The sequence below is a fragment of the Pseudoalteromonas sp. ECSMB14103 genome (assembly GCF_000813065.1).
Classification (GTDB): Bacteria; Pseudomonadota; Gammaproteobacteria; order Enterobacterales; family Alteromonadaceae; genus Pseudoalteromonas; species Pseudoalteromonas marina.
Window position 1 is genome coordinate 549,083 of record NZ_JWGY01000002.1, and the last position, 25,411, is coordinate 574,493.

At 39.8% G+C, this 25,411-nt stretch carries 23 protein-coding genes; 6 read left to right on the forward strand and 17 right to left on the reverse strand.

Annotation, left to right across the window (positions count from 1 at the left end; all coding sequences use genetic code 11):
- The 4 genes from RF53_RS07570 to RF53_RS07585 are packed head-to-tail and all read right to left on the reverse strand — an operon-like array spanning position 1 to position 4,630.
- Positions 1 to 708 carry an acyltransferase gene (locus RF53_RS07570; protein ID WP_039037152.1) on the reverse strand — a complete coding sequence of 236 codons (708 nt, stop codon included), beginning with the start codon at positions 706 to 708 and terminating at the stop codon, positions 1 to 3.
- Between the two features lie 4 nt (positions 709 to 712).
- Complete coding sequence (locus RF53_RS07575; RefSeq protein ID WP_039037153.1) at positions 713 to 2,065, reverse strand: O-antigen ligase family protein; 1,353 nt, start codon at positions 2,063 to 2,065, stop codon at positions 713 to 715.
- Positions 2,058 to 3,470 carry a lipopolysaccharide biosynthesis protein gene (locus RF53_RS07580; RefSeq protein WP_039037154.1) on the reverse strand — a complete coding sequence of 471 codons (1,413 nt, stop codon included), beginning with the start codon at positions 3,468 to 3,470 and terminating at the stop codon, positions 2,058 to 2,060. Before RF53_RS07580 ends, RF53_RS07575 begins: the two co-directional genes overlap by 8 nt.
- Positions 3,471 to 3,478: 8 nt before the next feature.
- Complete coding sequence (locus RF53_RS07585; RefSeq protein WP_039037155.1) at positions 3,479 to 4,630, reverse strand: glycosyltransferase; 1,152 nt, start codon at positions 4,628 to 4,630, stop codon at positions 3,479 to 3,481.
- Between the two features lie 206 nt (positions 4,631 to 4,836).
- Here RF53_RS07585 and RF53_RS07590 point away from each other — a divergent pair, with 206 nt between their 5' ends.
- Complete coding sequence (locus RF53_RS07590; RefSeq protein ID WP_039037156.1) at positions 4,837 to 5,751, forward strand: glycosyltransferase family 2 protein; 915 nt, start codon at positions 4,837 to 4,839, stop codon at positions 5,749 to 5,751.
- Between the two features lie 58 nt (positions 5,752 to 5,809).
- Here the strand turns inward: RF53_RS07590 and RF53_RS07595 are convergent, their stop codons facing one another.
- The 3 genes from RF53_RS07595 to RF53_RS07605 are packed head-to-tail and all read right to left on the reverse strand — an operon-like array spanning position 5,810 to position 9,439.
- Entirely contained in the window at positions 5,810 to 6,757 is a 948-nt protein-coding gene (locus RF53_RS07595) for an endonuclease/exonuclease/phosphatase family protein (protein ID WP_039037157.1), read from the reverse strand.
- A gap of 31 nt (positions 6,758 to 6,788) precedes the next feature.
- Positions 6,789 to 7,244, reverse strand: coding sequence for a hypothetical protein (locus RF53_RS07600; RefSeq protein ID WP_039037158.1), 456 nt, complete (start codon positions 7,242 to 7,244; stop codon positions 6,789 to 6,791).
- The gene (locus RF53_RS07605; RefSeq protein WP_039037159.1) at positions 7,244 to 9,439 is read right to left on the reverse strand and encodes an LruC domain-containing protein; all 2,196 of its coding nucleotides are present in this window, start codon (positions 9,437 to 9,439) and stop codon (positions 7,244 to 7,246) included. Before RF53_RS07605 ends, RF53_RS07600 begins: the two co-directional genes overlap by 1 nt.
- Before the next feature lie 258 nt (positions 9,440 to 9,697).
- Between RF53_RS07605 and RF53_RS07610 the strand changes: the two genes are divergently transcribed.
- From RF53_RS07610 to RF53_RS07630, 5 genes are all read left to right on the forward strand, one after another.
- The gene (locus RF53_RS07610; RefSeq protein WP_039037160.1) at positions 9,698 to 9,934 is read left to right on the forward strand and encodes a hypothetical protein; all 237 of its coding nucleotides are present in this window, start codon (positions 9,698 to 9,700) and stop codon (positions 9,932 to 9,934) included.
- Positions 9,935 to 10,344: 410 nt separating this feature from the next.
- The gene (gene nirB / locus RF53_RS07615; RefSeq protein ID WP_039037161.1) at positions 10,345 to 12,918 is read left to right on the forward strand and encodes a nitrite reductase large subunit NirB; all 2,574 of its coding nucleotides are present in this window, start codon (positions 10,345 to 10,347) and stop codon (positions 12,916 to 12,918) included.
- Entirely contained in the window at positions 12,905 to 13,258 is a 354-nt protein-coding gene (nirD, locus tag RF53_RS07620) for a nitrite reductase small subunit NirD (RefSeq protein WP_039037162.1), read from the forward strand. Before nirB ends, nirD begins: the two co-directional genes overlap by 14 nt.
- 10 nt (positions 13,259 to 13,268) lie before the next feature.
- Positions 13,269 to 14,138: a uroporphyrinogen-III C-methyltransferase gene (gene cobA, locus RF53_RS07625; protein ID WP_039037163.1), complete on the forward strand. Its 870-nt coding sequence runs from the start codon at positions 13,269 to 13,271 to the stop codon at positions 14,136 to 14,138.
- 252 nt (positions 14,139 to 14,390) lie between these two features.
- The gene (locus RF53_RS07630; RefSeq protein WP_039037164.1) at positions 14,391 to 15,650 is read left to right on the forward strand and encodes a nitrate- and nitrite sensing domain-containing protein; all 1,260 of its coding nucleotides are present in this window, start codon (positions 14,391 to 14,393) and stop codon (positions 15,648 to 15,650) included.
- 55 nt (positions 15,651 to 15,705) lie between these two features.
- On the opposite strand, the gene RF53_RS07635 is transcribed toward RF53_RS07630, so the two are convergent.
- The 10 genes from RF53_RS07635 to RF53_RS07680 all read right to left on the reverse strand — a co-directional run bounded on the left by RF53_RS07635 (position 15,706) and on the right by RF53_RS07680 (position 25,402).
- Positions 15,706 to 16,362, reverse strand: a complete 657-nt coding sequence (locus RF53_RS07635; protein WP_039037165.1) for an MOSC domain-containing protein — start codon at positions 16,360 to 16,362, stop codon at positions 15,706 to 15,708.
- Positions 16,363 to 16,842, reverse strand: coding sequence for a molybdopterin synthase catalytic subunit MoaE (moaE, locus tag RF53_RS07640; RefSeq protein ID WP_039037166.1), 480 nt, complete (start codon positions 16,840 to 16,842; stop codon positions 16,363 to 16,365).
- Positions 16,842 to 17,141: a MoaD/ThiS family protein gene (locus RF53_RS07645; protein ID WP_039037167.1), complete on the reverse strand. Its 300-nt coding sequence runs from the start codon at positions 17,139 to 17,141 to the stop codon at positions 16,842 to 16,844. Before RF53_RS07645 ends, moaE begins: the two co-directional genes overlap by 1 nt.
- On the reverse strand, positions 17,119 to 17,589 hold the full coding sequence (gene moaC, locus RF53_RS07650) for a cyclic pyranopterin monophosphate synthase MoaC (protein ID WP_006794371.1): 471 nt from the start codon (positions 17,587 to 17,589) through the stop codon (positions 17,119 to 17,121). Before moaC ends, RF53_RS07645 begins: the two co-directional genes overlap by 23 nt.
- A gap of 1 nt (position 17,590) precedes the next feature.
- Entirely contained in the window at positions 17,591 to 18,130 is a 540-nt protein-coding gene (moaB, locus tag RF53_RS07655; RefSeq protein ID WP_004587753.1) for a molybdenum cofactor biosynthesis protein B, read from the reverse strand.
- A complete protein-coding gene (locus tag RF53_RS07660) occupies positions 18,127 to 18,753 on the reverse strand; it encodes a molybdenum cofactor guanylyltransferase (protein WP_039037168.1) in 627 nt (208 codons plus the stop codon). Before RF53_RS07660 ends, moaB begins: the two co-directional genes overlap by 4 nt.
- Before the next feature lies 1 nt (position 18,754).
- Positions 18,755 to 19,726: a GTP 3',8-cyclase MoaA gene (gene moaA, locus RF53_RS07665; RefSeq protein WP_039037169.1), complete on the reverse strand. Its 972-nt coding sequence runs from the start codon at positions 19,724 to 19,726 to the stop codon at positions 18,755 to 18,757.
- Between the two features lie 16 nt (positions 19,727 to 19,742).
- A complete protein-coding gene (locus RF53_RS07670; RefSeq protein WP_039037170.1) occupies positions 19,743 to 22,433 on the reverse strand; it encodes a nitrate reductase in 2,691 nt (896 codons plus the stop codon).
- Positions 22,434 to 22,454: 21 nt separating this feature from the next.
- Complete coding sequence (locus RF53_RS07675; protein ID WP_082014424.1) at positions 22,455 to 23,981, reverse strand: FAD-dependent oxidoreductase; 1,527 nt, start codon at positions 23,979 to 23,981, stop codon at positions 22,455 to 22,457.
- A gap of 227 nt (positions 23,982 to 24,208) precedes the next feature.
- Positions 24,209 to 25,402 (reverse strand): alginate export family protein, encoded by a 1,194-nt coding sequence (locus RF53_RS07680; RefSeq protein WP_039037171.1) that lies wholly within the window; start codon positions 25,400 to 25,402, stop codon positions 24,209 to 24,211.
- Positions 25,403 to 25,411: the final 9 nt, after the last annotated feature.

A 25,411-nucleotide genomic window follows, 5' to 3' on the forward strand; every position in this document is an offset into this window, starting at 1 on the left:
TTATGATTCCTTTATGTATTTAACTACTTTTGCTGGATTGCCCGCAGCAATACTAAAGGCGGGTATGTTTTTAGTTACAACACTACCTGCGCCAATAATCGCCCCTTCACCTATGATAACGCCCCCAAGCACGGTCACTCCGGTGCCAAGCCATGCCCCGCGCTTTATAATAATATCGCCAATTTGGTTTTCATCATCACTTTGCCCCTGCGCTCTTCGTTCACAATCAACTGGGTGGCCAGGAAAACCCGCTAAAAATACACGCCCTGCTAACCTAACGTCGTCTTCAAGGGTTATGGTACGTCCTACCGAAAACGCATTTTGCCAACCAATATCCACATTGTTACCAATGGTTAGAGTGGGTGTTGTTTGCCCTCCTACCCGCCCGCAAAAGGTAGAAATACCCGACATTCTCACGCTGTCTTTACACACAACATTAAGCTCACCCAGCACTTGCGGCATACCTGAATATAAATAAAGCTGCTTTTTACTGCCTTTAATTTGGCTTTTGAAAAGGGGCGTAAAATAAGTGATACGTAAAAATTCGTGTATAAATTGTTTTAAAAATTGGTGAACAAAATAAAGCGATGAATGAAAAATCGGGATAACAATCATTTGTGGATTGCGAATCGTTTTTGCAAATTGAAAAAGTGACTTTGCAAAAGGATGAGGGCTACATTTAAGCCAATGTTTAACGTGTATGATCATAGTTTTATTCCTTATTGCTCTCAACAGTGATTTTTTCGAGTGCGATTGTTAGCGCTAAAATAATGTAAAGCGGCCAAGTAAAAGCCTGTGTTAGGAAAGTACCTGCAACCATAAAGCCTATTAAACCTGCTTTTAATGCATTTGCATTAACTGCAACTTGGTCGTTAGGGTTAAGTGCATTGATGCAATACACGCGTGATAGGCTGCGATATATACTGGCAATTAATAATACAAATATACCTATACCTACAAAGCCTGTTTCGCCTAACACCTGAAACCATGTACTGTGTACTGCATGATTCTTGCCATCCCAATGCGGACTGTAAAAATAATAATTTACGTAAAAGTTATCGACTCCCACACCCGTTAGCGGATTAGAAAGCGCCATATTAATTGCCGCTTGCCATGCATATATTCGACCCATTGCAGACGCATCAACCCCGTCTTCTGCTGCGCCTCCACTTTGCCTATCACCAATGCCTGCAAACACCATCATTGCAAGCATGGCAACAGCTGCACACAGCCCGACTATTAAAGGATTTTTTACTTTTTGATATAAAAAGAAACTTAAAATAGCAGCAATACCCAATAAACCACCTCGGCTTTGTGTGGCTATCACACCAGAAATAGCTAACAACAACCCTACGGCTGCAAATAAACGACGATATTTATTCGCACCTTTATCAAACAGCTCTGCTGCCAAAAAAGACACCGGAAACATCAACACTAACGATAGATCGTTAGGGTCTCCTAATTGCGAGCGGTACTCACGAGAAATAGTGACACGCGTGCCCTCAACCAAGCCAATACCATTCATTTTGTTACTTAGTGCAACCAACGCCACCGAAATACCCGAAATCATTATGCCCATTCGTACTAGACTAAAATGCGAAAATCGGGTTAACCACCAGCTAATGGCAAATACCATAATGAAAACCTTCACTAGCACACCAGTCCAATACTCTATGGCCATACCTTTATTGGAGGCACTAAATACGCAAACGGTGAGCCAAACAAACCAAATTACAAACACTAAGTGTGTTGAACTCCAATGAGGTTTTAACGATTTTGAAATGAATAAATGCCATGCAATAGCCAGTAATGAAGCTAAGGCCAACATTTTAGGAATTTTAAGGGGCATTAATACAATAAAGACTTCATGTAGCCTAAAGTAGCTAAACAGTATAAAAAGAATAATAAATACCGTGCTTATTTTAACGGCTAAAAACCCTGCAAAAGGTAACAATAATAAAGCAAAGGCTGCAATGGGACCAAAGCGCATGTAAAGCATTAATGTTAATGTCATTACAAATAACCCGTTGATCATCAAACAATATTTTTTATACCAACTAATCATACACTTTACCCCGCATTGTTTGCTGGGTCAGTGCTAAAATTGCGGGTTTGTATTTATAAAACAAAGCAATTAAAAAACAGATAAAAACAATGCATTGAATAAGCTCAAAATAGGCAGTTTGTGTAATGCTTAAAAAGTATATTAAAGAAAAACACACCCAGCTGGGCAGCAAACGCGAAACACTAAACGTTAAACTTTCTAATTGTTGGCTAATAACAATAAGCAAACTGGTTTTAATTAACTGCGCAATGCAAAGTGCAACCACTACGCCGTATACGTTATACCGAGGAACTAAAACGGCTAACAAAGCCAGCACAGCGAATGCGCTAACTGCATTAACCACAGTAACAAATGCACCATTGTAATGGATGTAACACCCTATATTGAGTAAATCACTATGGTGCTTAATAACCACAATAAAAATAAGGCTTGGTAGCAACCAAGTATGCAACTGATAATTTTGTGGTAACACTAAACTAAAAATAGACGGGGTGATCATAAGCATTAACGCGCAAAGTAAAATGGCCGAATCTAAACACAGCGTGCACAGCTCGACATAACGTTCTCGGTTTTTAGCCAATTCATCAAAACGACGTGAGAACCACCACATTCTAATGGGTTCAAAAGCGAACGAGGTCATAACGGCAAACTGCAAAGCGACATAATATTGAGCCAGTTTTTCTTTGCCCTCACTGGCAACTATAAACCAATTTTCGGCCCCATTATTCGCATACACAAATAAAGACGAGGTAACAATACTGATTAAAAAAAGTCCGTTTTTATAACTTATTTTCCATGAAACACGTTTAAAGCTGATACCCAGCGGCTTCAATACCAAAACTAGAGCAATGCATAACACTAAAGCGCTCGACACCACTCCCGATGCCATTACCCCAGTAACACCATGGCCTAAGTAAAGTAAAACAACGGTTAGAAGTGTTTGCCCCATACCTTGAAGCACAGCCAATATACAAAATTGTTTTGCCATTTCGTAATATCTAAAATAACAAAATAAAATAGAAAGTAGAGACGAAAGCGCTAAGTTAATAGCCAACAGTTTAATATCTAGTGTATTTAGTGTTACAGGTAATAACGCGCTTAAATAATCAATACAGTAAAAAACCAAGCACACAAATACACCACTAACAATGGCACACACCAGTAATGCATCTCTGAATAAAGCACGTTTATGTTGTGGGTTGTTCATTTGTTGCTTAAACAATAAATCGGGTAAACCTAAGCACAATAACAACGACATAACCGCCGAAATAGACACCAAAAAATTTAGCTCACCAAACTCTGCCTGACTTAAAATACGCGTAGTTATAGGTAATAAAGCAAACCCCAATACTTTAAGAAATAAAGTGGATATACCAAAGTATGCAATTTGCTTAATCCCATTCATAGCAGCACCTATATCCCTTGAACCCAATGAGATAACTTTTTGGCTTGCGAATTTGCATTAAAGCGTTTTGTCGCTAACCTTTTTGCATTTAGCCCTTTTTCGTAGCGCTGGTAAGGCGTTAGTGCACAAAAGTCATTAAGCATTTGCTCAATACCAGTAATGCTTGAAGGCTCACATTTAGCGCCAACATCATCATTTACAATTTCTTTTGCACCCATTAGCTCAGTAGTTAAAACAGGTATACCGCTAGCCATGGCTTCTTTAAGTACAACCGGCCCCGTGTCGCGATCGCCATTTTTAGACACGCAAAACGGCGCAATTAAAGCCGAATAATTGCTGGTGTTTATTGCTAACCACTTTGGGCTTTTTGAGCCTAAAAAGTTGACCTCATTCATAATTCCTAGCTGTTCGCAAAAATATTTTAGGTCATTAAGTAAAGGGCCATCGCCTACTATATCCAGTGTGATTGAATGTTTTTTGCTAATTTTTTTGATTGCCGGAAGTAAAAATTGTAATCCCTTTTTCTCAATTAACCGACCAACAAAAATAAGGTTAACCGATTCTGTTAATCGATTTGGTTTATTATTAAACAAGCTCAAATCAATACCACAATGCAGTAGCTGTATTTTTCCTGCGCTGTATTTACTGAGTTTTACAGCCATGTCTTTACATACAGCAACTGAAAAGTCGCACAACGATAATTTAAGCTTTAAATCATCATCATTCACATAAACATCGTGACCGTGGCCAATAGATGACACACTCACGCCGGCTATTTTGCTAGCGATAATGGAGTAAGCCAGTGGTGCATGCATAAAATGACAATGGATATGAGAGATTTTTTTTGCACGAATGATTTCAGCAATATTTAACCCATAGCCCATTAAAGACATGGCCGAAATAGACTTAAAGCGACTTGCAATAACACCGCCTTTTACCGCCATTAGTGGGCTTTTAAGTAGTGTATTAACTGCCGATGGTGTTGATTTTTTAATAACAATCACCTGCACATTTTTATTTAAATGAACACAGTAATTTAAATTTTCAAACGTCAGTACGGTCACTCTATGCCCTGCATTCACCAGCGCGTTAATTTCAGTTACAACAAACGTTTCTGAAGGTATGTGAAAGCTAGGTACAACGATACCAACATGTTTCATAGTTAAAACTCCTAATAAACTTAACGGTTACATCGCAAAATCTGTGCCCGTTATAAAACGCTAAAAAGCCCCTGTAAAAAGTCAATTTGCGAAGGCTTATCGCAATTTGCAAATCATAAAACAAAAAACAGCCCGCAAATGCCTATTAATGGTTGGCGCTTATCTTGCGTAGTTAAGGTTAATGAAAAACACAAAAGGTGAGTACTATGAGTATTCAGGTAAGCGTTATTATTCCTAACTTCAACTGTAAGCAGTATTTGGCTAAGGCTATTTCAAGCGTTGTTAGGCAGCATAATATTGAGTGTGAAATACTTATTATTGATGATGGGTCAACTGATGGAAGTATTGAGTGGCTAAATAAGTTACAACAATCACTCCCTAACATGCGTGTTATAAAGCAGAAAAATAGCGGGGTTGTTAGTGTCAGAAATAAAGCCATTGAACTTGCCAAAGGCGACTACATTGCTTTTTTAGATGCTGACGATTACTGGACAGATGATAAATTATTTAACCAGGTTACCTACATGCAAAATAATCGTGATTGTGTGCTGAGCTTTACTAATTATATGCATGTTAATGAACAGTACGAACCCATTATTGATTGTTTTTCATATTGGCCTGAGTTTACAAAATTTATTAATTGGAACACTGAAGGTTATCAAAACCTTAAATCGCCTATGGACTTATTGCTGTTTGCAAACGTTATCGGTACCTCGTCTGTCGTGGTAAAAAAATCAGCAATTTGTTATGTGGGTAAGTTTGATAAATCACTCAATAGCGCAAGCGATTGGGATTGTTGGCTTAAATTAGCGCGTATTGGTAATGTGGCTTTTTCTAATCAGGTATCAATGGGCTATTTAATGAGAGCAGGCTCTATCACTGCTAACAGACAAAACCGTTTAACTGCGATGCAAATAATAATAGATCGCTGTAAAAATGATATTGGTGTGGTTTCTCGCTTTAAAGCCAAAGCCAGAATGCTCGAATGTTATAGCGAATACTACCGAGAAATAGGTTACAAGTTTAAAGCTTTTTGCTTAGCCACTGCTGCATTTTTATTGTTTCCCCATAGGCGAAATCTTCAACACTTAGTACATGACATAAAACAGTCTATTAAATAAATTTAAAATACATGTAAAACACTAAGGATAAAAAGGTGCTTACTATATTGAGCGCCTTTTATTTTAGACTTATTTTATAGCTTAACATTTTGTGATCACTGCCTTTAAAGTCCTTGACCACTAGGCTTTGTAATAAAACTTGTTCGCTCATTACACAGTGATCTATAGGTAAGCCAGTCAAAATAGAGTGCCCTTTTTTAAAAGGCATAAAGCTTGAGTATCGATGTTGCCCAAAGCAGGTTTGAGCTTGCTGCCACTCAAAATATGAAGACCAAGGTACTACATTTAAATCCCCGGCGACGAGCCATGCGCCCTTTTCATTTTGTGTTGAAAGCTTTAATGCCGCCAATAGCGTATTTCTATTTTGCCAATGACGTTTAGAGCGTGGTGAAGGCGGGTGCGCAATAAACGTAGTCAACACCGTATTACCCACCATAAACTTTAGTTTTAAATACCCTAACTTGTCGCCATCTAATTTAACTTGTTGCTTATAAACCATAGGTATTCGCGATAAAACAACCATACCATAGGGTATTCCCTCAACCTCCTCATAGCCAAACATGTCGGTAGTGGTTATAAATTGAGTTAACAGGTGGCGATTTTTATCACTAAATTCCTGTAAAATAAGCACATCCCAATTTTCATCACGCAAACTCAGTAAATGTGTTGAAAGGTATTTATTACTATAATTAACATTAATTTGCTTGATTGATAAAGCCTCTGAATTAACAGGCGATGTTACGGGAAAAGACACCAAAATAGGGCCTAGCCCCAGCGCGCAAAGTAGGATCACCACTGCAGATAATTTGTACAGTTTTAACAACATAAGTGCGCCCCCGCACATCAACGCCGCAATTAACATCTGTATTCGTAAAGATGAAAATACATCGGCATAAAAGCTAGTTAAGGGATTAAACGCGAGTAAGATAAATACGGCTGCTGCACATATAAAAATAATCCGCAAAACTAAATAGTGCGGATTATTACTTTCTGGGATATTTGACATTACTTTTTAAACCTAACCATTTTAATAATTATCATCTGATAACAAACTGTTGTTGTGCTTGAGCTGGTTCGTACTGCCAAGTGAATAAAAGCGGTTCGGTCGACTCATCGTAAAACCAAATTTCAGCAATCAGTTCAATATCTTGATTGCTTAACACTAATTGCGTATCGAGAGCGGTATTACTAAGAGCCCCTCTGTAAATACAGTTGTTATAATCTGCTCGTTGAGATGCCACCTTTTTTTGGCACACATTTAAGTAGGCTCTTACATCACCCATCCCTAGGTCAACATCAACATCAAGTGAATATTTAGTAGATAAATTAAATTCGTTATCAACAGTGATTGCGTTAATCCCTGTTGGATTATTTGCTGGAGTAGAGGTAGAAGATACCGTCGCGACTGCTGGTGCTTTTGTCTCTTCTGAACCACCGCCGCCACATGCTGTTAACCCTATTGATAGTGATAAAATTAATAGTGCTTTTTTCATTACTGTTCCCCTCTTACAACAACATTACTAATACTGTAATCGTTAAACCACGTTGGCTTTTGTTTACCCGATGATTGAGCAAAGTCAGCAAAACTACCGTAAGCGTCGGTTATGTCTACCCCTTCAAGGGGATGCAGCCATTGCATACCGACCTCCATTGCCCACGGTAAACCGTTTTCGTTAAGAAAATACAAACCATTACTTTGTACGCTGGCATCATCTGCGTTTGTAACGCTGTAGAGTGATGTATCAAACGCTTCAGTTGGTGCCTGGTTTTTAATGTGTACTTCCCATCCTCGGGCGTTTTTACCGACTAAAAAATCACCGTGGTAAAAGCCATTAGTTGCAAAAATAAACGGGTCAAGTAGCGTACCGGGAGATACACTTTTCGCTTTTGGTTCTTTTAAAGGAATACTCATGCTAAAGGTAACTTTAACGTTTTCATCGCAATTATCTTCTGTTCTAAAGTAACTACAGCCCGACTCTTTTGAAACGTGAGCCCAGGTATCTTGCATGAAAATGAGGATGGCTTCGTTTCTACCTGCCTCCAAAGGACTCACTGTTTGCGGTTGCCCGTCAATAATAAAGCTAATTGCATCTTCATCTACTTCATCTCGCATGATAGTACGTGTGCTGCTACTAACGGTTTCTTTTAATCTCACAGCAAATCCATTATGGTATGTGGCTCCAATACCGATTAGTTGACCATCTATTTTATAGCCAACCACATTACTGCCTTCCATAAGCTGTGTGGTTCTGTAATTGAGTACTAGATCATTAAAGTCGTAATCACCTGCAAACGGCCATCTATCCTCAAAAGCAAGGGTTACCCAATCATTTTCGCCAGGGTATACGGCACTTGCATAAGTGGTAATTTCGTAATCTTCTACTTCGCCGCCCAGCACACCGCCTGTTGCCGTGATCAGCGACGCCTCTGTGCCATCTGTGACTCTGAATCGAGCCCATGTTTGGCCCGCTTTAGTGTTACTTGGCACCGTGATTAAAATGCTGTTATCGCCTTCATTTATGGCACGTTTAGTTACCATTCTTTCGTCTTCAGTAAAACGGCCATTTTGGTCCCAATCAAACCACGCATATAAAAAGCCAGAAGTAGACGCGTTAACAATAATTTGCGAGTCTTGCCCTGCCGAAATCGCCGTTACAAAACTTACGCCATCGTCTGAATCGTCAATAGGAGACAATAGTAAATCGGCATTGGTATTAATGTTTTCACCATCCACCGAGCTTCCCAAATAAATTAAATCTGAGCCGGTACTATTCGGGTCAAATAAATGCCTTGCGCCACTTTGCTCAAGGCTTGTGTTGTAAGGCGCTGGCGCGTCACCAAAATCAATTGAGCTATCAGTTACTTTTACTTCCGCAATGGCACAGCGCGCACCGTCGTTTTGACTTGATTTAGGCCCCGATGTAAACACATTTGCCACCGGGGTGTAGCCAACCACTGGGCTAACACTTAAATCAACTTTATGAATTTTACCGCTTTTATTGTTACTAAAATAAAACTGGCCCTTTACATCAAAATAAGCCGCGCCAAATGCGCCAGTATCATCGCCTACATCAACTTGAGTAATTAACGTGTGGGTATTTGCTGCAATATCTATTTCGTATAAATTGCCATTTGGCTCAACCGCGTATAAAAGGTTACTAGCTGGGTGAAAGGCAAAGTCATAAATAGACAATCTCCATGTGTTTGTATTGGGTAACAAACTTGCCGTAATAGATGCTTCTAAATCACCATCTAAATTAATACCATATAGGCCAAAGTTAGGATGATAAACATAATAGGTAGCCCGTTGGTCATTGCCCTCACCTACAACTTGTATATCACCGACGTAAAAATTAGTGGCAGGTAAACCTTGTACGTTTAGCCGTTTCATTTCGTAGTTGCTGCCAAGCTGTACTACGCTGCCAGGCGTTTGCTTACTGTAACCGTACATGTATTGATCTTTATAATTAAAACCAACTGCGTTAACGCTGTTAGTATTTAATTCGTTAGCGAACGTTAGCTGCGATGCCAAAACGGTAGGTTTAGCTGAAACTAAATCTATTCCGTAAAGTTGCGCGTTAGCATCTTGCATTAAAAATGCCTGGCTGGGGCACGACTCGAATGGTTGACTGAGCACAGCGCATGGAAATATAACTAAGCATGCTGTTGCAAGTTTATTTAGTTTCATAATTTAGCCCTTAAAAAGTTAAGTAATTAAACTGTTGCAGGGTCTATTCCAAAACTTAACTTTATGAATTTATTATAAATAAAATAAATTCAATATAATCCTAATGCAGTTTGCAATTGGCAAGTTTGCATTTTGCAAAATGTGAGAGAATACACTCGCATGTTTACTTACAATTTAAGTATTATTTTTTACCAATAACTATGCTTTACTATTATTGGTTTACGCTAATTAGCTGGGCTTTTTGATTAAGGGGGAAAAATGAGCATTGTTACAGATATATTTTTATGGCTTTTAATTGAAACAGCCTTCGGTTTCTTGTTTTATGCAACAGGTTGTATGCTGTTAAAAGTTACAACGTTTGGAAGCTATAAAATGGAATTTAAAGATTATGCTAGTTTTAAACAAAGGAAATCCAAAAAAGTAGTGCCGGTTATTGCGCTAGGCGTTGGCTTCTATATAACTATGATTACCCTGCTCGCTTTCATTAATAGTTAACTACATAGCTAAAAAACACGTTAGCGCTTATCACTGGTTAAATGGATGTTGCACGCAACATACCCATATGAGTATCTCCCACAATTTAACAAAACAATGGGGATAACTCTCACTCATTTTCAAAACATTAAATATATTTTTTACTGCACTAATTAGTACTAACCTTGCACCTAAAGTGTTCGTTTTTAAATCTCTAAATCCTAAAAGCACATTAATATCACTATTAATCAATAGCTTAAACTTATGGCTAGGTTATTGCTTTATTGAACACTAAGCACGTTAATTAACGGCATACATATTGGTTGAAAAAGCAACCAGAGGCAAAGAGGCCCGTACACAATTGTATTTAATTACAATCGTGACGGGCTTTTTTGTGTGTAAAATTTAAACCGTCACTGAAGGAATGCCTAATGCAAACCGCGCAAAAAATACTAATAATTGGCAATGGTATGGTCGGACATCATTTTGTAGAAAAAATGCGCCAAAGCGATGCTAACGCAAACATCACCGTTTTGTGTGGTGAAGCAAATTTAGCTTACGACCGTGTTTATTTATCAAGCGTATTTGATGGTAAAACAGCAAACGATTTAGCCCTAACAACTTTAGAAAATTATCAACAACTCAATATTAGTGTATTCACTAACCAATGGGTTGAAGGCATAGATAGACTAAACAAAGTTGTTAATACTCAAACAGGCGATCAATACCCGTACGATAAGCTTGTACTTGCTACGGGCTCGTTCCCGTTTGTGCCGCCAATTAAGGGAAACGATCAACCACATTGTTTGGTTTATCGCACCCTAGAGGATTTAGAGCAAATAAAAGCCAGTGCCGCAGCCAGTAAAAGTGGTGTAGTTATTGGTGGTGGTTTATTAGGACTTGAAGCCGCGAACGCCATTAAACAATTAGGACTTGATACACATGTTGTTGAATTTGCGCCGCAGCTTATGGCTGTCCAGCTAGACGAGCAAGGCGGCACGCTATTAAAAAATAAAATAGAAAAACTGGGTGTGACTGTTCATACATCAAAAGCAACCAGCGAAATAGTTAAAGGTGAAACTAGCCGCTTTAGATTAAACTTTTCAGACGACACTTATTTAGAAACCGACTTAATTTTATTCTCTGCCGGTATTCGTCCTTATGATCAGCTAGGTAAAGTGGCTGATCTAGAGCTTGGGGAGCGTGGCGGTATAGTCATCAATAACCAGTGCCAAACATCAGACCCTGATATTTTGGCTATTGGCGAATGTGCCCTATGGGACAAAAAGTTATTTGGCTTAGTGGCGCCGGGTTACAACATGGCTCGCGTTGCAGCAAGCCAGCTAAGTGGCGGCGAGCTTGAGTTTTTAGGTGCAGATATGAGCACTAAATTAAAACTACTAGGTGTAGAAGTAGGATCTATTGGTGATGCGCATGCAAAAACGCCCAACTGCAAAGAGCTCATTTATCAAGATCCAATTAGAGATTGCTACAAAAAAATTATATTAAATGAAACTGGCGATAAGCTTTTAGGCGCTGTCCTTGTTGGCGATACCAGTGATTACGATACGCTACTTCAATACATGTTAAACGACATGGACTTACCAGAGCACCCTGAATGTTTAATTTTACCAGATAGCGCCGGCGCCCCTTCTCTTGCGGGCAGCGCCCTACCCGATACAGCCACTATTTGTTCGTGCCATAACGTGAGTAAAGGCGACATTGTGGGAGCTATTGATGGTGGCTCATGCGATTTAGCCTCAGTTAAATCATGCACCAAAGCTGCCAGCGGTTGCGGTGGTTGTGCAGCGTTACTTAAATCGGTAGTTGACGACGAACTGGCAAGTCGAGGCGTTGAAGTAAATAATCACCTCTGTGAGCACTTCGCGTATTCGCGTCAAGAATTACTCCATATGGTTAAAGTAGAAAGCATCAAAACCTTTGATGATTTAATAGCTAAACATGGCAGCGGCCATGGCTGTGAAATATGTAAACCCGCAGTGGCCTCTATTTTAGCCTCAACATGGAACGATTTTATCCTAGAGCCAACCCATGTAGGCCTTCAAGATACAAACGACACCTTCCTTGCCAATATGCAAAAAGACGGCTCTTACTCTGTTGTACCGCGTATTGCTGGTGGTGAAATTACACCCGACAAACTCATTGTCATCGGTCAAGTAGCTAAAGACTTTAATCTTTATTGTAAAGTGACTGGCGGACAACGCATCGATTTATTTGGTGCACGTTTAGAAGAGCTGCCTGTTATTTGGGAAAGACTGATTGAAGCTGGCTTTGAGACAGGTCATGCTTATGGTAAGTCTCTGAGAACGGTTAAGTCTTGCGTAGGCAGTACATGGTGTCGTTATGGCGTACAAGACAGTGTAGGTCATGCCATCGATATCGAAAACCGTTATAAAGGATTGCGCTCTCCTCATAAAATTAAAATGGCAGTGTCAGGTTGTACCCGCGAATGTGCTGAAGCACAAAGTAAAGACATCGGTATCATAGCAACTGAAAATGGCTGGAACTTATACGTGTGTGGTAACGGTGGCATGCGCCCTCGCCATGCTGACTTATTTGCTACCGACTTAGATACAACCACGCTTATAAAATACATTGACCGTGTATTGATGTTTTACATAAAAACCGCCGACAAGTTACAGCGTACTTCAGTATGGATGGAGAACTTAGAGGGCGGCCTTGATTATCTCAAAAGTGTAGTGATTGACGACAGTTTAGGTATTTGCCAAGAGCTTGAAGAACAAATGGATTTGGTAGCGAATACATACGCATGTGAGTGGAAAAAAACAGTAGACAATCCAGAAGCAACAAAACGCTTTCGCCAATTTGTTAATAGCCCACAAACCGATGACAACATTTTGTTTGTGCAAGAACGTAATCAAATTCGCCCAGCCACAGACGCTGAAAAACGCGAACAACAGATAACTCAAAACCGAATTGCGGTAACAGAAATACAAGAGGAGCAAGCTGATGTCTTGGCATAATATTGGAACAACCGATTGCCTTGTTGCTAACAGCGGCGTATGCGCACTAGTTAAAAACCAACAAGTGGCTATTTTTTACCTACCACAAAATGAATGCCCTTTATTCGCAGTCGGTAACTATGATCCTATCGGTAAAGCGAATGTGTTATCGCGCGGAATTATTGGCTCTTTCAGTAATAAATTTGTTGTGGCTTCACCTTTATATAAACAGCATTTCTGTTTAAAAACAGGCCAATGTCTTGAAGATGAGTCAATTCAAGTCCCCGTGTTTGATATTAAAATTGAAGACGGCAACGTATTTATAAACGCTGAGCCTAAAGCAATAGCAGCTGCAGCTTAGAGGAATAATTATGAGTGTGCTCTCTTATTTTTCGGGTGTTGAAAACATCTGTTTAAACAAGGTAATTAACAAGCTAACCAATGGGGTTAAGTTTACCGACAAAAAGGCTAAAAATGGCCATGTTTATATTATTGGTGCGGGCCCAGGCGATGCCGAACTCATTACTGTTAAAGCTCAGCGATTAATTCAATCTGCCGATATTATTTTGTATGACTGGCTAGTAAGTGAAGATTTATTAAGTACATTACCTAAAAAAGCACAGCGAGTATTCGTAGGTAAACGCGCTGGTAAACACTCTATGTCGCAAGCGAATATTTGTGATCTTTTAGTTAAGTATGCTCAACAAGGGTTAAATGTAGTGCGCTTAAAAGGCGGCGACCCGAGCATTTTTGCTCGTATAAATGAAGAAGCTGACGCGCTAACACAAAATAATATTAGTTTTGCAATTGTTCCTGGTGTGACAACCGCTTGCGCTGCATCGGCATATACAGGTATTCCCTTAACTGCTCGTGATGTAGCTCGCAGTGTAACTTTTTTAACCGCTCAATTTGCCGATCCTAAAAAGTTACCTAATTGGCAAAATTACACATTTATGCAAGGTAAAAACAACCCAACACTTGTTGTTTACATGGGGCTGAGTAGGCTTAACGAATTATGTAAAGGCTTAAAATCAGTAGGTTGGCCCGACAACACTTCTATTGCCTTAATAGAAAATGCAACAACAACTAACCAAAAAATAATAACAGGGTCTATTAACGATATATCGAATAATGAATCAGTAGCTACGTTAATGGGGCCAACGCTCATTATCATTGGTGAAGTAGTTAATCATACAATGAATATTGACCCAGCGCTTTTAGTGCAACATGTTAACGCTTAACGCACTATCCGCGCTTATTCTTCCCCAGGAATAAGCGCGTTTTTTAATACCGGTACACCGTGTGGCAAAACTCTTTTTTAATGCACCAAAAAGGGGCTTTTCGTGTTGCTAAAATAAATCTGTTTTTACTTTATTAGTTTAAAGTAATACACAAGCAGCTGTTTTAAATTGATTTTAATTTGAATAATAAAATCTTTACATATATGGAATAGAGGTTGCACTTCATAAACAAAAAAGTGCGGAAATAACTCCATGCAAACAGCAAACCCTCTCACAAAACAATTTTTACTTGCGGCTAAATATCAAGAAATAGACGCGCTAAAACAATTACAAAATAGCTGTGCGTCGTTAACAAAATTAGGCGACTTTGTTCATCAATTGCAGAAAGAACGTGCTATGAGCAATATATTTTTAGCGTCTAAAAGCCTACAATTTAATTGCGAACTTAAAGAGCAAATAACGGTAACGCAAACGACTCAACGTTATTTTTATAACTCTTTAAAAACAACTTTTATTACCGACACCTCCTTAAATGGTCATTCGAGGCTGTATAATTTAATTTCTCATAGCTTGCAATCACTCGACGCATTACCCTCGCTTCGTTATCAAATAGCGAATCAAAACATTACACCCGTTCATGCTACCCAGTCATTTACAAACCTAATTGCCGGCTTGTTAAATATAATTTTAGAAGCAGCCGATGGTGCAAACGATCCGCAAGTTATTCGCCTTTTAGTGGCTTATTTTAACTTTATGCAAGGCAAAGAGTATGCAGGACAAGAGCGTGCCTGTGGCGCTCAAGCCTTTGCCGAAAGTAAGTTTTCATGCGAACAAAAACAGCAACTTGCTCATTTTATGCAAGAACAAGAAAACCGTTTTTCCTTCTTTAGTGAATACGCCGACAATCATTTATTAAAATGTTACTCATCACTTATAGAGCACCCGGTTAATAAACAAGTTGATCAACTAAGAAGCCTGCTACAAAAACTAGACGACCAAAATGCACAACCTTTATCTCAGTTAAGTGAAGTGTGGTATGAGGTAACGACTACTCGCATCGATATAATGCATAAAATTGAGCAAAATATTAGCGACCATTTAATTGATAGCGCAGCGATGCGGATTGCTGGCGCTCAACGAAAGCTTAACTCAAACAAGCAAATATTAAGCTCACTAGAACAAGAGTATATTCCTGTTTCAGATGGACAACTCGCTCTTAAAATAGGTGAGCCTTCAAATTCGGCGGTAAGTAAGCTGAGTAGTAATAAAACAATGTACGATTTAATACTTGAGCAAGCACAACATATAAAACGAATAAACCAAGCTTTATTAGATGCCAAACAGCTAATAAGCGAACAAAAAGTCATTCATCAAGCTAAATATATTTTAATAGAACAGTTAAAAATAAGTGAAGAGCACGCTCATAAACAGCTTCAAAAACAAGCAATGGAATCGCATAGTTCACTGTATGCAGTGGCTAAAAAAATAATTGAATTGAGTGAGTGTGAGTAAAAATAAAAGGCTAATGAGCCAAACACGCATAGTCACCTTTTAATATTAAAATAAATTATTGGTTAAGTTCTAATGAAAGCTTCTTTTTAATTTTAGTTTGCCACTCAAGTGCAAGCTCGGGGAGTTCAAGTGCTGCTAATAATACGCTTTCATAATCTGGGTATTGTTTATCAAAAAACGCCTGAAACAACGTTTTAACCGAAATGTTGTGTTTGGCTTTATGTTCAATAGTCACGGCATCGCCACTTTTAGCAACACCTTGCTCAAGCACTCTAAAATAAACACCCGTGTGGTAATACTGGGTAAACAGTTTTAGGCTTTGTTTATTATTAAGTGCAATGGCAAGCTTAAAGCACGGCACTCGCGGCTGGCTTACTTCAAGTAGTGCTGTACCTACACGAATACGATCGCCTATATGAATATTTTGCTCATCAAGCTCTAAAATTGTAAAGTTTTCGCCAAAGGAACCGACTGCTAAATCATCATTATTAAGGGTGCGTTTCCAGTAATCATAATGATTGTGCGAAAACGCATAAACCGCCTTATCAATACCGCCGTGATTAACTAAATCGGCTTGTTCATCACCTATTATATTTAGTTTTTCAAGAACAACCGGCTCACTGGTTGGCGTTTTAAATATGCCGGTTTTGACCTCTTTGCCGTTATGCACGACCGATTTTATTTTAGAGATATTGGTAGAGATTATATGCATTTACTTAATTGCATCCTGTTCGATACCTTGCCATTTATTTAGTGCTTGCTTGTCGCTCTGTTTAAACTCAACCCAGTTAGAGGAGTCTTTAAAATGCTCTTTTTTCCAAAACGTGGCGTGGTTTTTTAAGTAGTCCATTATAAATTGTGCGCCTTCAAACGCGGCTTGGCGGTGGCGGCTAGTTACGCCAACAAATACAATTTGCTCACCAAGCGCTAAATAACCTACTCGATGAATAATACTTATACGAGCAAGTTGCCAGCGTGTTTGTGCTTGTTCGGCTATCGATTGCAGTAGTTGCTCAGTCATCCCTGGGTAGTGTTCAAGCTCAAGGGCGATTACGTTATCGCCGCTGCTAAATTCTCGCACCAACCCTGTAAACGTCACTACGGCACCATCACTTTTGTTATTGCTGCAAAGTGCGCCATGTTGCTCGCCTACTGAAAAATCGTGCGTTTGTACGTTAATACTTATACTCATTAGCCACCTGTAACGGGTGGGAAAAAAGCAAGTTCATCCCCTGCTTTTACAAGCTCATCGCTTGATGACATAGTTTGATTAAGCGCACACAATACATCACGCTCTTCAAGCCATGCTTGCCAATGCGGGTTTTGCTCAACCAGCATGTGTTTAAACGCTGTAATGCTAAGGGTATGCGCTATATCAACGGTTAACTTATCGCACTTTAGGCGCTCTTTAAGTTGGCCAAAAAATAGTACGTTTACATGCCCTGCAGCTGCATCAGTATCATTTAAATTAGTCTCGCTGCCAGCTGCCATGCTTGCCTCCTGCTTTTTGCGTTACACGCATACCGTGTATTTCCATAAGCGGGTCGGCGGCTTTACACATATCAAATAATGTTAGGGTCGCCACAGATACAGCGGTGAGCGCTTCCATTTCAACGCCCGTTTTACCTGCTAATTTACAGTAGCTGGTGACTTTAATTTGGCTATGTGCTTCATCAAGCTCAAAATCAACGGCTACTTTACTCAGTGCCAGCGGATGACAAAGCGGAATTAAATCGGCGCACTTTTTAGCACCCTGAATACCCGCAATACGGGCAACGCCTAGCACGTCACCTTTTTTATTTTGATTAAGCAACACTTGCTCAAAAGCCTGTTTGCTCATTTTAATGTAGGCCTCGGCAGATGCATCGCGCAGAGTGACCTCTTTTAGCGATACATCAACCATGTTTGCTTGGCCATTTTCGTCTACGTGGCTCAGCATATTATTGCTCTCGCGATTCGCATTTTTTACCAATAGTAATATGCGGGGCAAAGTTACATGGCTTGTGCATTGAGTCTAACTGATCTTTTATAATACCTGTCCAGGCTGTTTTACATGCGCCCGTAGAGCCAGGCATACAAAAAATAACAGTGTTATTGGCAAGGCCCGCCAACGCACGCGATTGAATAGTTGAGTTACCAATTTCGCCGTACGAAATATGTCTAAATAGCTCACCAAATCCATCTACGCTTTTATCGAACAGCGGTGCAAATGCCTCTGGTGTTGAGTCGCGCTCAGTAAAGCCCGTACCACCGGTTACTAAAATAGCGTGAATGGTGTCATCGGCAATCCACTGCGATGCAACTGCTCGCATTTGGTAAACATCATCTTTAACTATGTCTTTATCCGCTAAGTGATGGCCTGCTTCAGTAAGGGCTTTAATTAAATAATGGCCTGAAGTATCCGTAATTTCATCGCGTGTATCGCTTACTGTCATTACGGCAATGTTTAGTGCGATTTGTGACTCTGTGGTATGGCTCATAGGGTTCTTCTCAATAAATTAGGTTTGTGTTGGTCAAATTGCTCGTTAACAGCTTTAAATTGCGCCGGTGTATTGGTATTAACAAGTGCATGCGCTTTATTACATTTTAACGTTTGCACACCAATACTACGGGTAAACTGTTTAATTGATTTATGACTATTTACGTTTATGAGTAATTGTTTTAAATGACGTTTAACGCTTTGGGTGTTACGAATATACAGGGGTAACGGTTCATTTTCAAAGTGCCACGCATGTATTTGTGGTTGATTTGTTTGAAAGTGGGAATTATCGCTTCCTGCAGATGCAATTTGCGATAATAACGTGCAAGTAAGCAATGGCATATCAACAGCGGTTATAAGTATATCTTGCTCTGTTGCCATTAAGGTTGAATAAATCCCGCCAAGCGGGCCAGAACCAGGGTATATATCTGCTATGTATTGAGCAGTTACACTTTGTACATTACGGCTTATAAGTACATTACTTGCTCCTGCAGCTTTTAATAATTCACATGCATTTTGCAGTAAGGTTTTATTTTTTAAAATTAGATTGGCTTTATCGCTGCCCATTCTTGATGATTGCCCACCAGCGAGTACAACGCCCATGAATACAGCCTTATCACTCACTTTAGCCGCCCAACATAGCTAAATGGGTTGTGGCGCCCGTTAAGCGCTTATCAAGCTCATGGCTAATGGTTTTATTGCCCATTGCCGCTTGAATCGCGTTTACAGTGGCTGGCGTATCTTGCGAATTTAAATGCTGGCGTAAATCTATTCCCTGCTCGGCAAACAAGCACAAATGTAATTTGCCTAATGACGATACTCTTAATCGGTTACAGCTTTTACAAAAGTCTTTACTGTAGGGCATAATTAAGCCAATGCGACCCTCAAAATCGGGATGACAAAACTCCTCTGCAGGGCCGTTTAATTTACCTCTCACTACCTGTAACCAACCTTGTGCTAAAAGCTGCGTTTTAACACTTTGCCCGCTTAAATGGTTTTGTTCAAAAAAGGTGGCTCCATTACCTGTTTCCATTAATTCGATAAAGCGTACCGTTACTTTTTTATGTTTTACCCAGTCTAAAAAATCATTTAATTGGTTTTTATTAAATTGCTTAGCCAGCACTGCATTTATTTTTATATCTTTTATGCCCAGCTCAATTGCCCGGTCTATCCCTTTTAAAATATGGGTTAGCTTGTCGTGTCCTGTAATTAATTTAAACATGCTCGGGTTTAAGCTATCTATACTAATGTTTAGCGCATCTAGGCCAGCGCTGTAAAACTCATCAATTTTATTAAATAAGTTAAAACCATTGGTTGTTATGGCGACTTTTTCTATGCCTGGGGTGTTTTTACATTGCTTTATAATGTCGGTTACGTCACTGCGTAAACACGGCTCACCGCCCGTAATGCGCACTTTCTTTGTGCCTAATTGCGCAAACGCATTTACTAAGGTGTTTATTTCGTTTTTATTTAAAAAGTTACGCGGGGTATCGCACTGATACCCGTTTGGTAAACAATAGGTGCAACTAAAGTTACACACATCGGTAATTGAGAGGCGTAAATAGTTAAACTGCCGACCAAATTGATCATTAAGCATATGCTTCCTTGTTTATTTACATTTCAACTGCAACATCAATACTGTTAGCGTGTTGCGTAGTATGCTGCTTTATTAACTGGCTTAACTGGGTTTTACACGACCCACAGTTAGTGCCGCATTTTAATCTAGACCCCAATTTTTCTACTGTATTTTCACCACATTTAATGGCGTTTATAATGGGCTGTTCACGTACTTTAAAGCAACTACATACTTGCGCGCCTTGGGTAAATTCTTCATCGGGCGTGGCATACAGCAATGACTGTAATTGGCTAAAGGTTATTAAAGGCTCTGCAAATAAATGATTTATCCACTCAAGTGATATGTCTTTTTGAGCTAACGAAATAACCGCAACAAACACTAACTGCTCGTTTTGAATACATTGAACATGCATTGCTTTTGCACTGCCCATTGCCGACCACTGCCCTTGTAACCCTGTCAGTGTTTGGCAATAATAAAGCAAATCAATTTGCGGCTCATTGAGCGCTAACTGGTAGTTAACACAATTACTTGCGTTAACTTTAAGCCAAAAATCACTGGTTATTTTAAGCTCTGTTTTGCTAAAAACTTGCATGTACTGAGCAAACTGCGCTTTAACTAAATCAACAGCACCATGCTTACACTCAGGCTGGCCCGATATAGGGTCAACAACCGATTGATAGAGCCCACTTACCGTTGCGGATGAGGCAAATTGCTTGTTCCAGTGAATAGGCATAAAACACTCACCTTTACGCACGGCATCCGTTACTTTTGCATGAGCTGTAACCTGCCCAGTTTTAGCATTGGCAGTTATTAAATCGTTTGCTTTTATATTTAGTCTGCTGGCATCAATGGGGTTTATTTCAATGTACGGGCGGGTTATATGAGTAGAAAGCGCTGTACTTTTTCCGGTGCGGCTCATTGTATGCCATTGGTCGCGTATTCGCCCTGAGTTCATTACAAAAGGGTAATCGCTTGATGTTTGCTGCACAGGAAGTTTGGGCGTTATAGGTATAAAGCGGGCTTTTTTATCCGCGGTGCTAAATTGTTTATTAGCAAAAACCTGCCCGTTTTTATTTGGCTCATTTTTTAGTACCGGCCACATAACGGGTTTTAAGTTATCGTATTGCTGCTGCGAAAGCCCCACTAAGGCTGATAAATTTAATAGCCTATCACCATTATTTTCAAAATCAGTCAGTTGTGCCCATTCTTCAAAAATGCCACTGGGGTCTGTAAAATCAAATCCTTCAAAACCCATTTTTTTGGCAACTAAACACATTATTTGCCAATCGTTTTTAGCCCCTGAGAAAGGCTCAACTAGCGGGCGCTGCCTCGATATTCTGCGCTCTGAGTTAGTCACTGTGCCGTTTTTTTCGCCCCATCCGGTTGAGGGAAACGCCACATTAGCAAATTTTAGCGTATCACTTTTGGCAATACAGTCAGACACAACCACCAGCTCACATTGCTCAAGTGCATGTTGTATTGCTGCGTTATTAGGTAAGCTTACCATTGGATTGGTTGCCATTACCCAAATAGCTTTTATTTTTCCTTTGGCGATTTCATCAAACATATCAATAGCATTACACCCTACTTTTTTAGCTATTGTTGGTGATTGCCAAAAACGCTGCACTAAAAGTTGATGCGCTTCGTTTTCAATGTCTAAATGTGCTGCTAATTGATTTGCCAAGCCACCTACTTCACGCCCACCCATTGCATTTGGTTGCCCAGTTATTGAAAACGGTCCACAGCCAGGTTTTAACAATTTACCCGACGCTAAATGCGCATTTATAATGGCATTACACTTATCAACCCCTGAACTTGATTGGTTAATACCCATTGAATAAAAACTAATGGCGGTTGGACTTTTTGCAAATAAGGCGTAAAAGTCACTGACTAGCTGCGCGTCAATATCACAAAAGTCACTTACCGTTTTAATACTCCACTTTTTCGCCTCTGCAAGCGCTGTTTCAAAGCCATTTGTATGCGCGTTAATAAATTGCGTATCTAAATAGTTATGTTCACTTAAATAATTAAGTAAGCCGTTATAAAGTGCTGCGTCACTGCCTGGTTTTATATTTAAAAAGGTATCGGCAAGTTCGGCTGTATCAGTTTTTCGCGGGTCGATAACCACTACTTTCATGTTTGGATTAAGCTTTTTTGCGCGCTCCATACGTTGATAAAGCACCGGATGAGTCCACGCTGCATTTGAGCCAATTAAAATAAGTAGCCCAGTTTGCTCTAAATCGTCGTAGGTACATGGTACTACGTCCTCACCAAATGCACGTTTATAACCGGCAACCGCCGATGACATACACAGCCTTGAGTTTGTATCTATATTGCCTGAGCCTATGTAGCCTTTCATTAATTTATTGGCAACGTAGTAATCCTCAGTGAGTAACTGCCCCGATACATAAAACGCAACCGATTCCGGCCCATGCTCTTTAATAATGGCGTTAAATCTATTAGCAACGAATTTTGTTGCAGCATCCCAGCTAGCAGGCTCGTTATCAATAAGGGGCGATGTTAAGCGGTTATCACTGCCGGTGGTGTCAAGCAAATGCGTGCCTTTAACACATAAACGGCCAAAATTAGCGGGGTGCTCGCGCGTGCCTTCAAGTTTTGTTGGGGTATTATTTAATAATGAAATATCAACCCCGCACCCTACACCACAATAAGCGCAGGTAGTTTGTTTAAGCAAAGGCATGTTTGAACAAGTGTTTAAAGTTTCCATACTGCTCTCTTATTGTGAGTGTTAAGCGCTCTGTGATACAGGTTCATCTACTGGGGTTAGCGTGGCTATTTTATTATTAAGTGCACTGCTAATAACGCTTTGCACTAATTTTTCACACCCTCCACACCCCGTACTTGCTTTAGTGGCTTGCTGCACATCACTTAAATCGCTGCAGCCTTGCATAACCGCGTGTTCAATGGTGTGTTTTGTAACCTTGTGGCACGCACAAATAATGGCATCACTTGGTAAATCATCAGCGCTTAGCTCGCCCGTGTCACCTGCAAGCGGCATTATTAAAGACTCTGCGGGCACACTAAGCTCTATACTATTTAAGTGATACTGCAATAAGTTATCGTAATCACTTGTATCGCCAACAAGTACAGCACCTATGAGTTTATTGCCTTGCTCATTAGTGACTACTTTTTTGTAAATACCGTTTGGCTGATCTTCAAAGTAATAGCTAATTGCGCCTTCACTGCGTGCATGGGCATCACCAATTGAGCCCACTTCAACACCCATTAATTTAAGCTTGGTGCTCATATCGGCGCCGCTAAATTCATCAGCACTATTTGAGGAATTGTTTGAGGTAGTGTGTAAAGCTTTGTTTGAAGACAGCTGTTGTAAAACATGCCCTGCCGCTACTTTTGCCATCGCGTAGCCCGGTGCTACAAGACCAAAAATAAAGTTATTCCAAAGGGCGCATTCGCCTGTGGCGTATATGTTTTTATCACTCGTTTGGCAATGGTTGTTTATTACGATGCCGCCGCGCTCACCTATTTCTAAATTAAACTCGCGAGCTAGGTTATCGTATGGGCGAATACCGGCCGAAAATACTATCATGTCGGTTTCTAGGGTTTGACCACCCTTAAAGCACATTTTATAACGGCTGTTTTCACCTTCTATAATTTGCTCTGTCGCCACTGAGGTATGCACTTTAACGCCAAGTTCAGTAATTTTATTTTTAAGTAATCGCCCACCAGCCCCATCTATTTGTACGCCCATAAGTTGTGGTGCAAATTCTATTATATGGGTTTGCAAGCCAAGCTGCTTTAATGCGTTGGCTGCTTCAAGCCCTAGTAAACCACCACCAATAACAACGCCGACTTTACTATCTTGTGCTGATTTTTTTATAGCGTGTAAATCGTTAATGGTTCTGTAAACGAGGCAATGCTCACGATCTTTACCTGGAATGGGTGGCACAAATGCAAACGAACCCGTTGCCAGTATTAGCTTGTCGTATTCAAATAACTCGCCTTTTGCAGTAGTAACCGTTTTTGCATCTCGGTTTATATCAACCACTTTAGAATGAGTATGGAAGCACACTTGCCAATCTTGATAGGTTTTACTGCAGGTAAGTGCTAAATCGTCTTCGGTTTTGCCGTTAAAAAATGACGAGAGCTGAACGCGGTCATAAGCGAGGCGGTCTTCACCACTGAGCACGGTAATATCAACATTTTTGTTATCACCTTGCTGCGATACTAGCTGCTGTACAAAATGATGCCCAACCATCCCGTTTCCTACGACGACAACACGCTGCTTGCTTGGCATTAAAATCACCTGTTTTGTTCAAAGTACTCAATGCATAAATGAGTACTTTAAACGTATAATTTGTTATGTAGTTGTTATAGCAATATGCAAGCCAGATATATAATCAATATATTACAGTGACTTAACCAAATTGGTGCAGTAAAAAAGAAGTGGAAGCACCACAAGCTGGCGCTATTGCACCAACTTGTAACGCTTCAAATTAAATAACCAGAGTTCTGGTTAAATACTTAAAATTTAGCGCTCACCCACACCCATAGTTTTTGGGTATCAACTTTGCCTGCAGCGCTATCGCCTGCTGAATAATCGGCATATTTAGCGCCTACGGCATAGGTTTTATTAATAGGCTTAACGTATTGCACATTAAGCTCTGAGCCTAAATCATCAACGCCATTTACATTATCGTTTGCATCAAAGCTGTGATAAGCCACTAACCATTTACCGTCAAAGGCTTTACCATTTAAGCTTACATAAGTGTCATCAAGCCCTTGTGCAGGCGTTGCTAAAAACGTATCAGCCCAACCATTAAATTTATGCATTGTGGCAAGTGGCGTAGCAAAGCCATAATCGCCATTATCAGAGCCCAGTGACTCAATACCGGCTTTTAGTGTCACGTTTTTAATACCTAAACCGGCTAAATCAACGCCGCCTTCAAATGCATAATAATCAGCATCAAAATCACTCATGCTCGTTGATGCAGATTGCGTGGCATACTCTGCTTTATAGTAAACCTTAGTATTGCTGAGCGTTTTATTACCATTAAAAGAAACACCATAGGTATCTAAGCTGTCATCATCTACTGCGTCGTTACTTAATAAGTAACTGTATAAAACCACTTTACCCAAGCTTGTTTTAAAACTTGCATTGATAAGGTGATCGGATGAATCAATATCTTTGCTTTCGGCAAATATACGGTTGCGCTTGCTTATGTAGCTATAGTGCAAATTAATATCATTAAACGTGTAATTGACTGTTGCCGCATCAAAAGTTTGCCTGTCTTGTCTAAAGCCAACGTGGCCCACAAACCGCTGTCCATCAAGCGCTATTACTTGCCTACCCACTTTAATTGATAACGAATCTTTCGCGTATTTTATAAAACCTTGATCTACTTCTGTAGTTTCTGAGTCGGCTATTACTGAGTAATTAGTATTTTTACCCAGTGTATTGTTGTAATTGTCTACTCCTAACAGGCTTCTGCTGTCTTCAACTTCAATAAGTGCAGAAAAACCATTCACTTCATCTGTTTTATGAGTAAGGCGTGTGCGCAGCGTTAAGCTACTTGCATCTTTTAACGCGTTATCTTGCTCTGCGCTTTCAAAACGCAGTCTAAAGTTAAGGTCGGTTTGCGCTGCAACACTAATTGAAGGCGCAGTTAAGCTACCCAGTATAAAAATAATAGGTAAGTTTTTTTTATGATTTAACATGTTTATCTC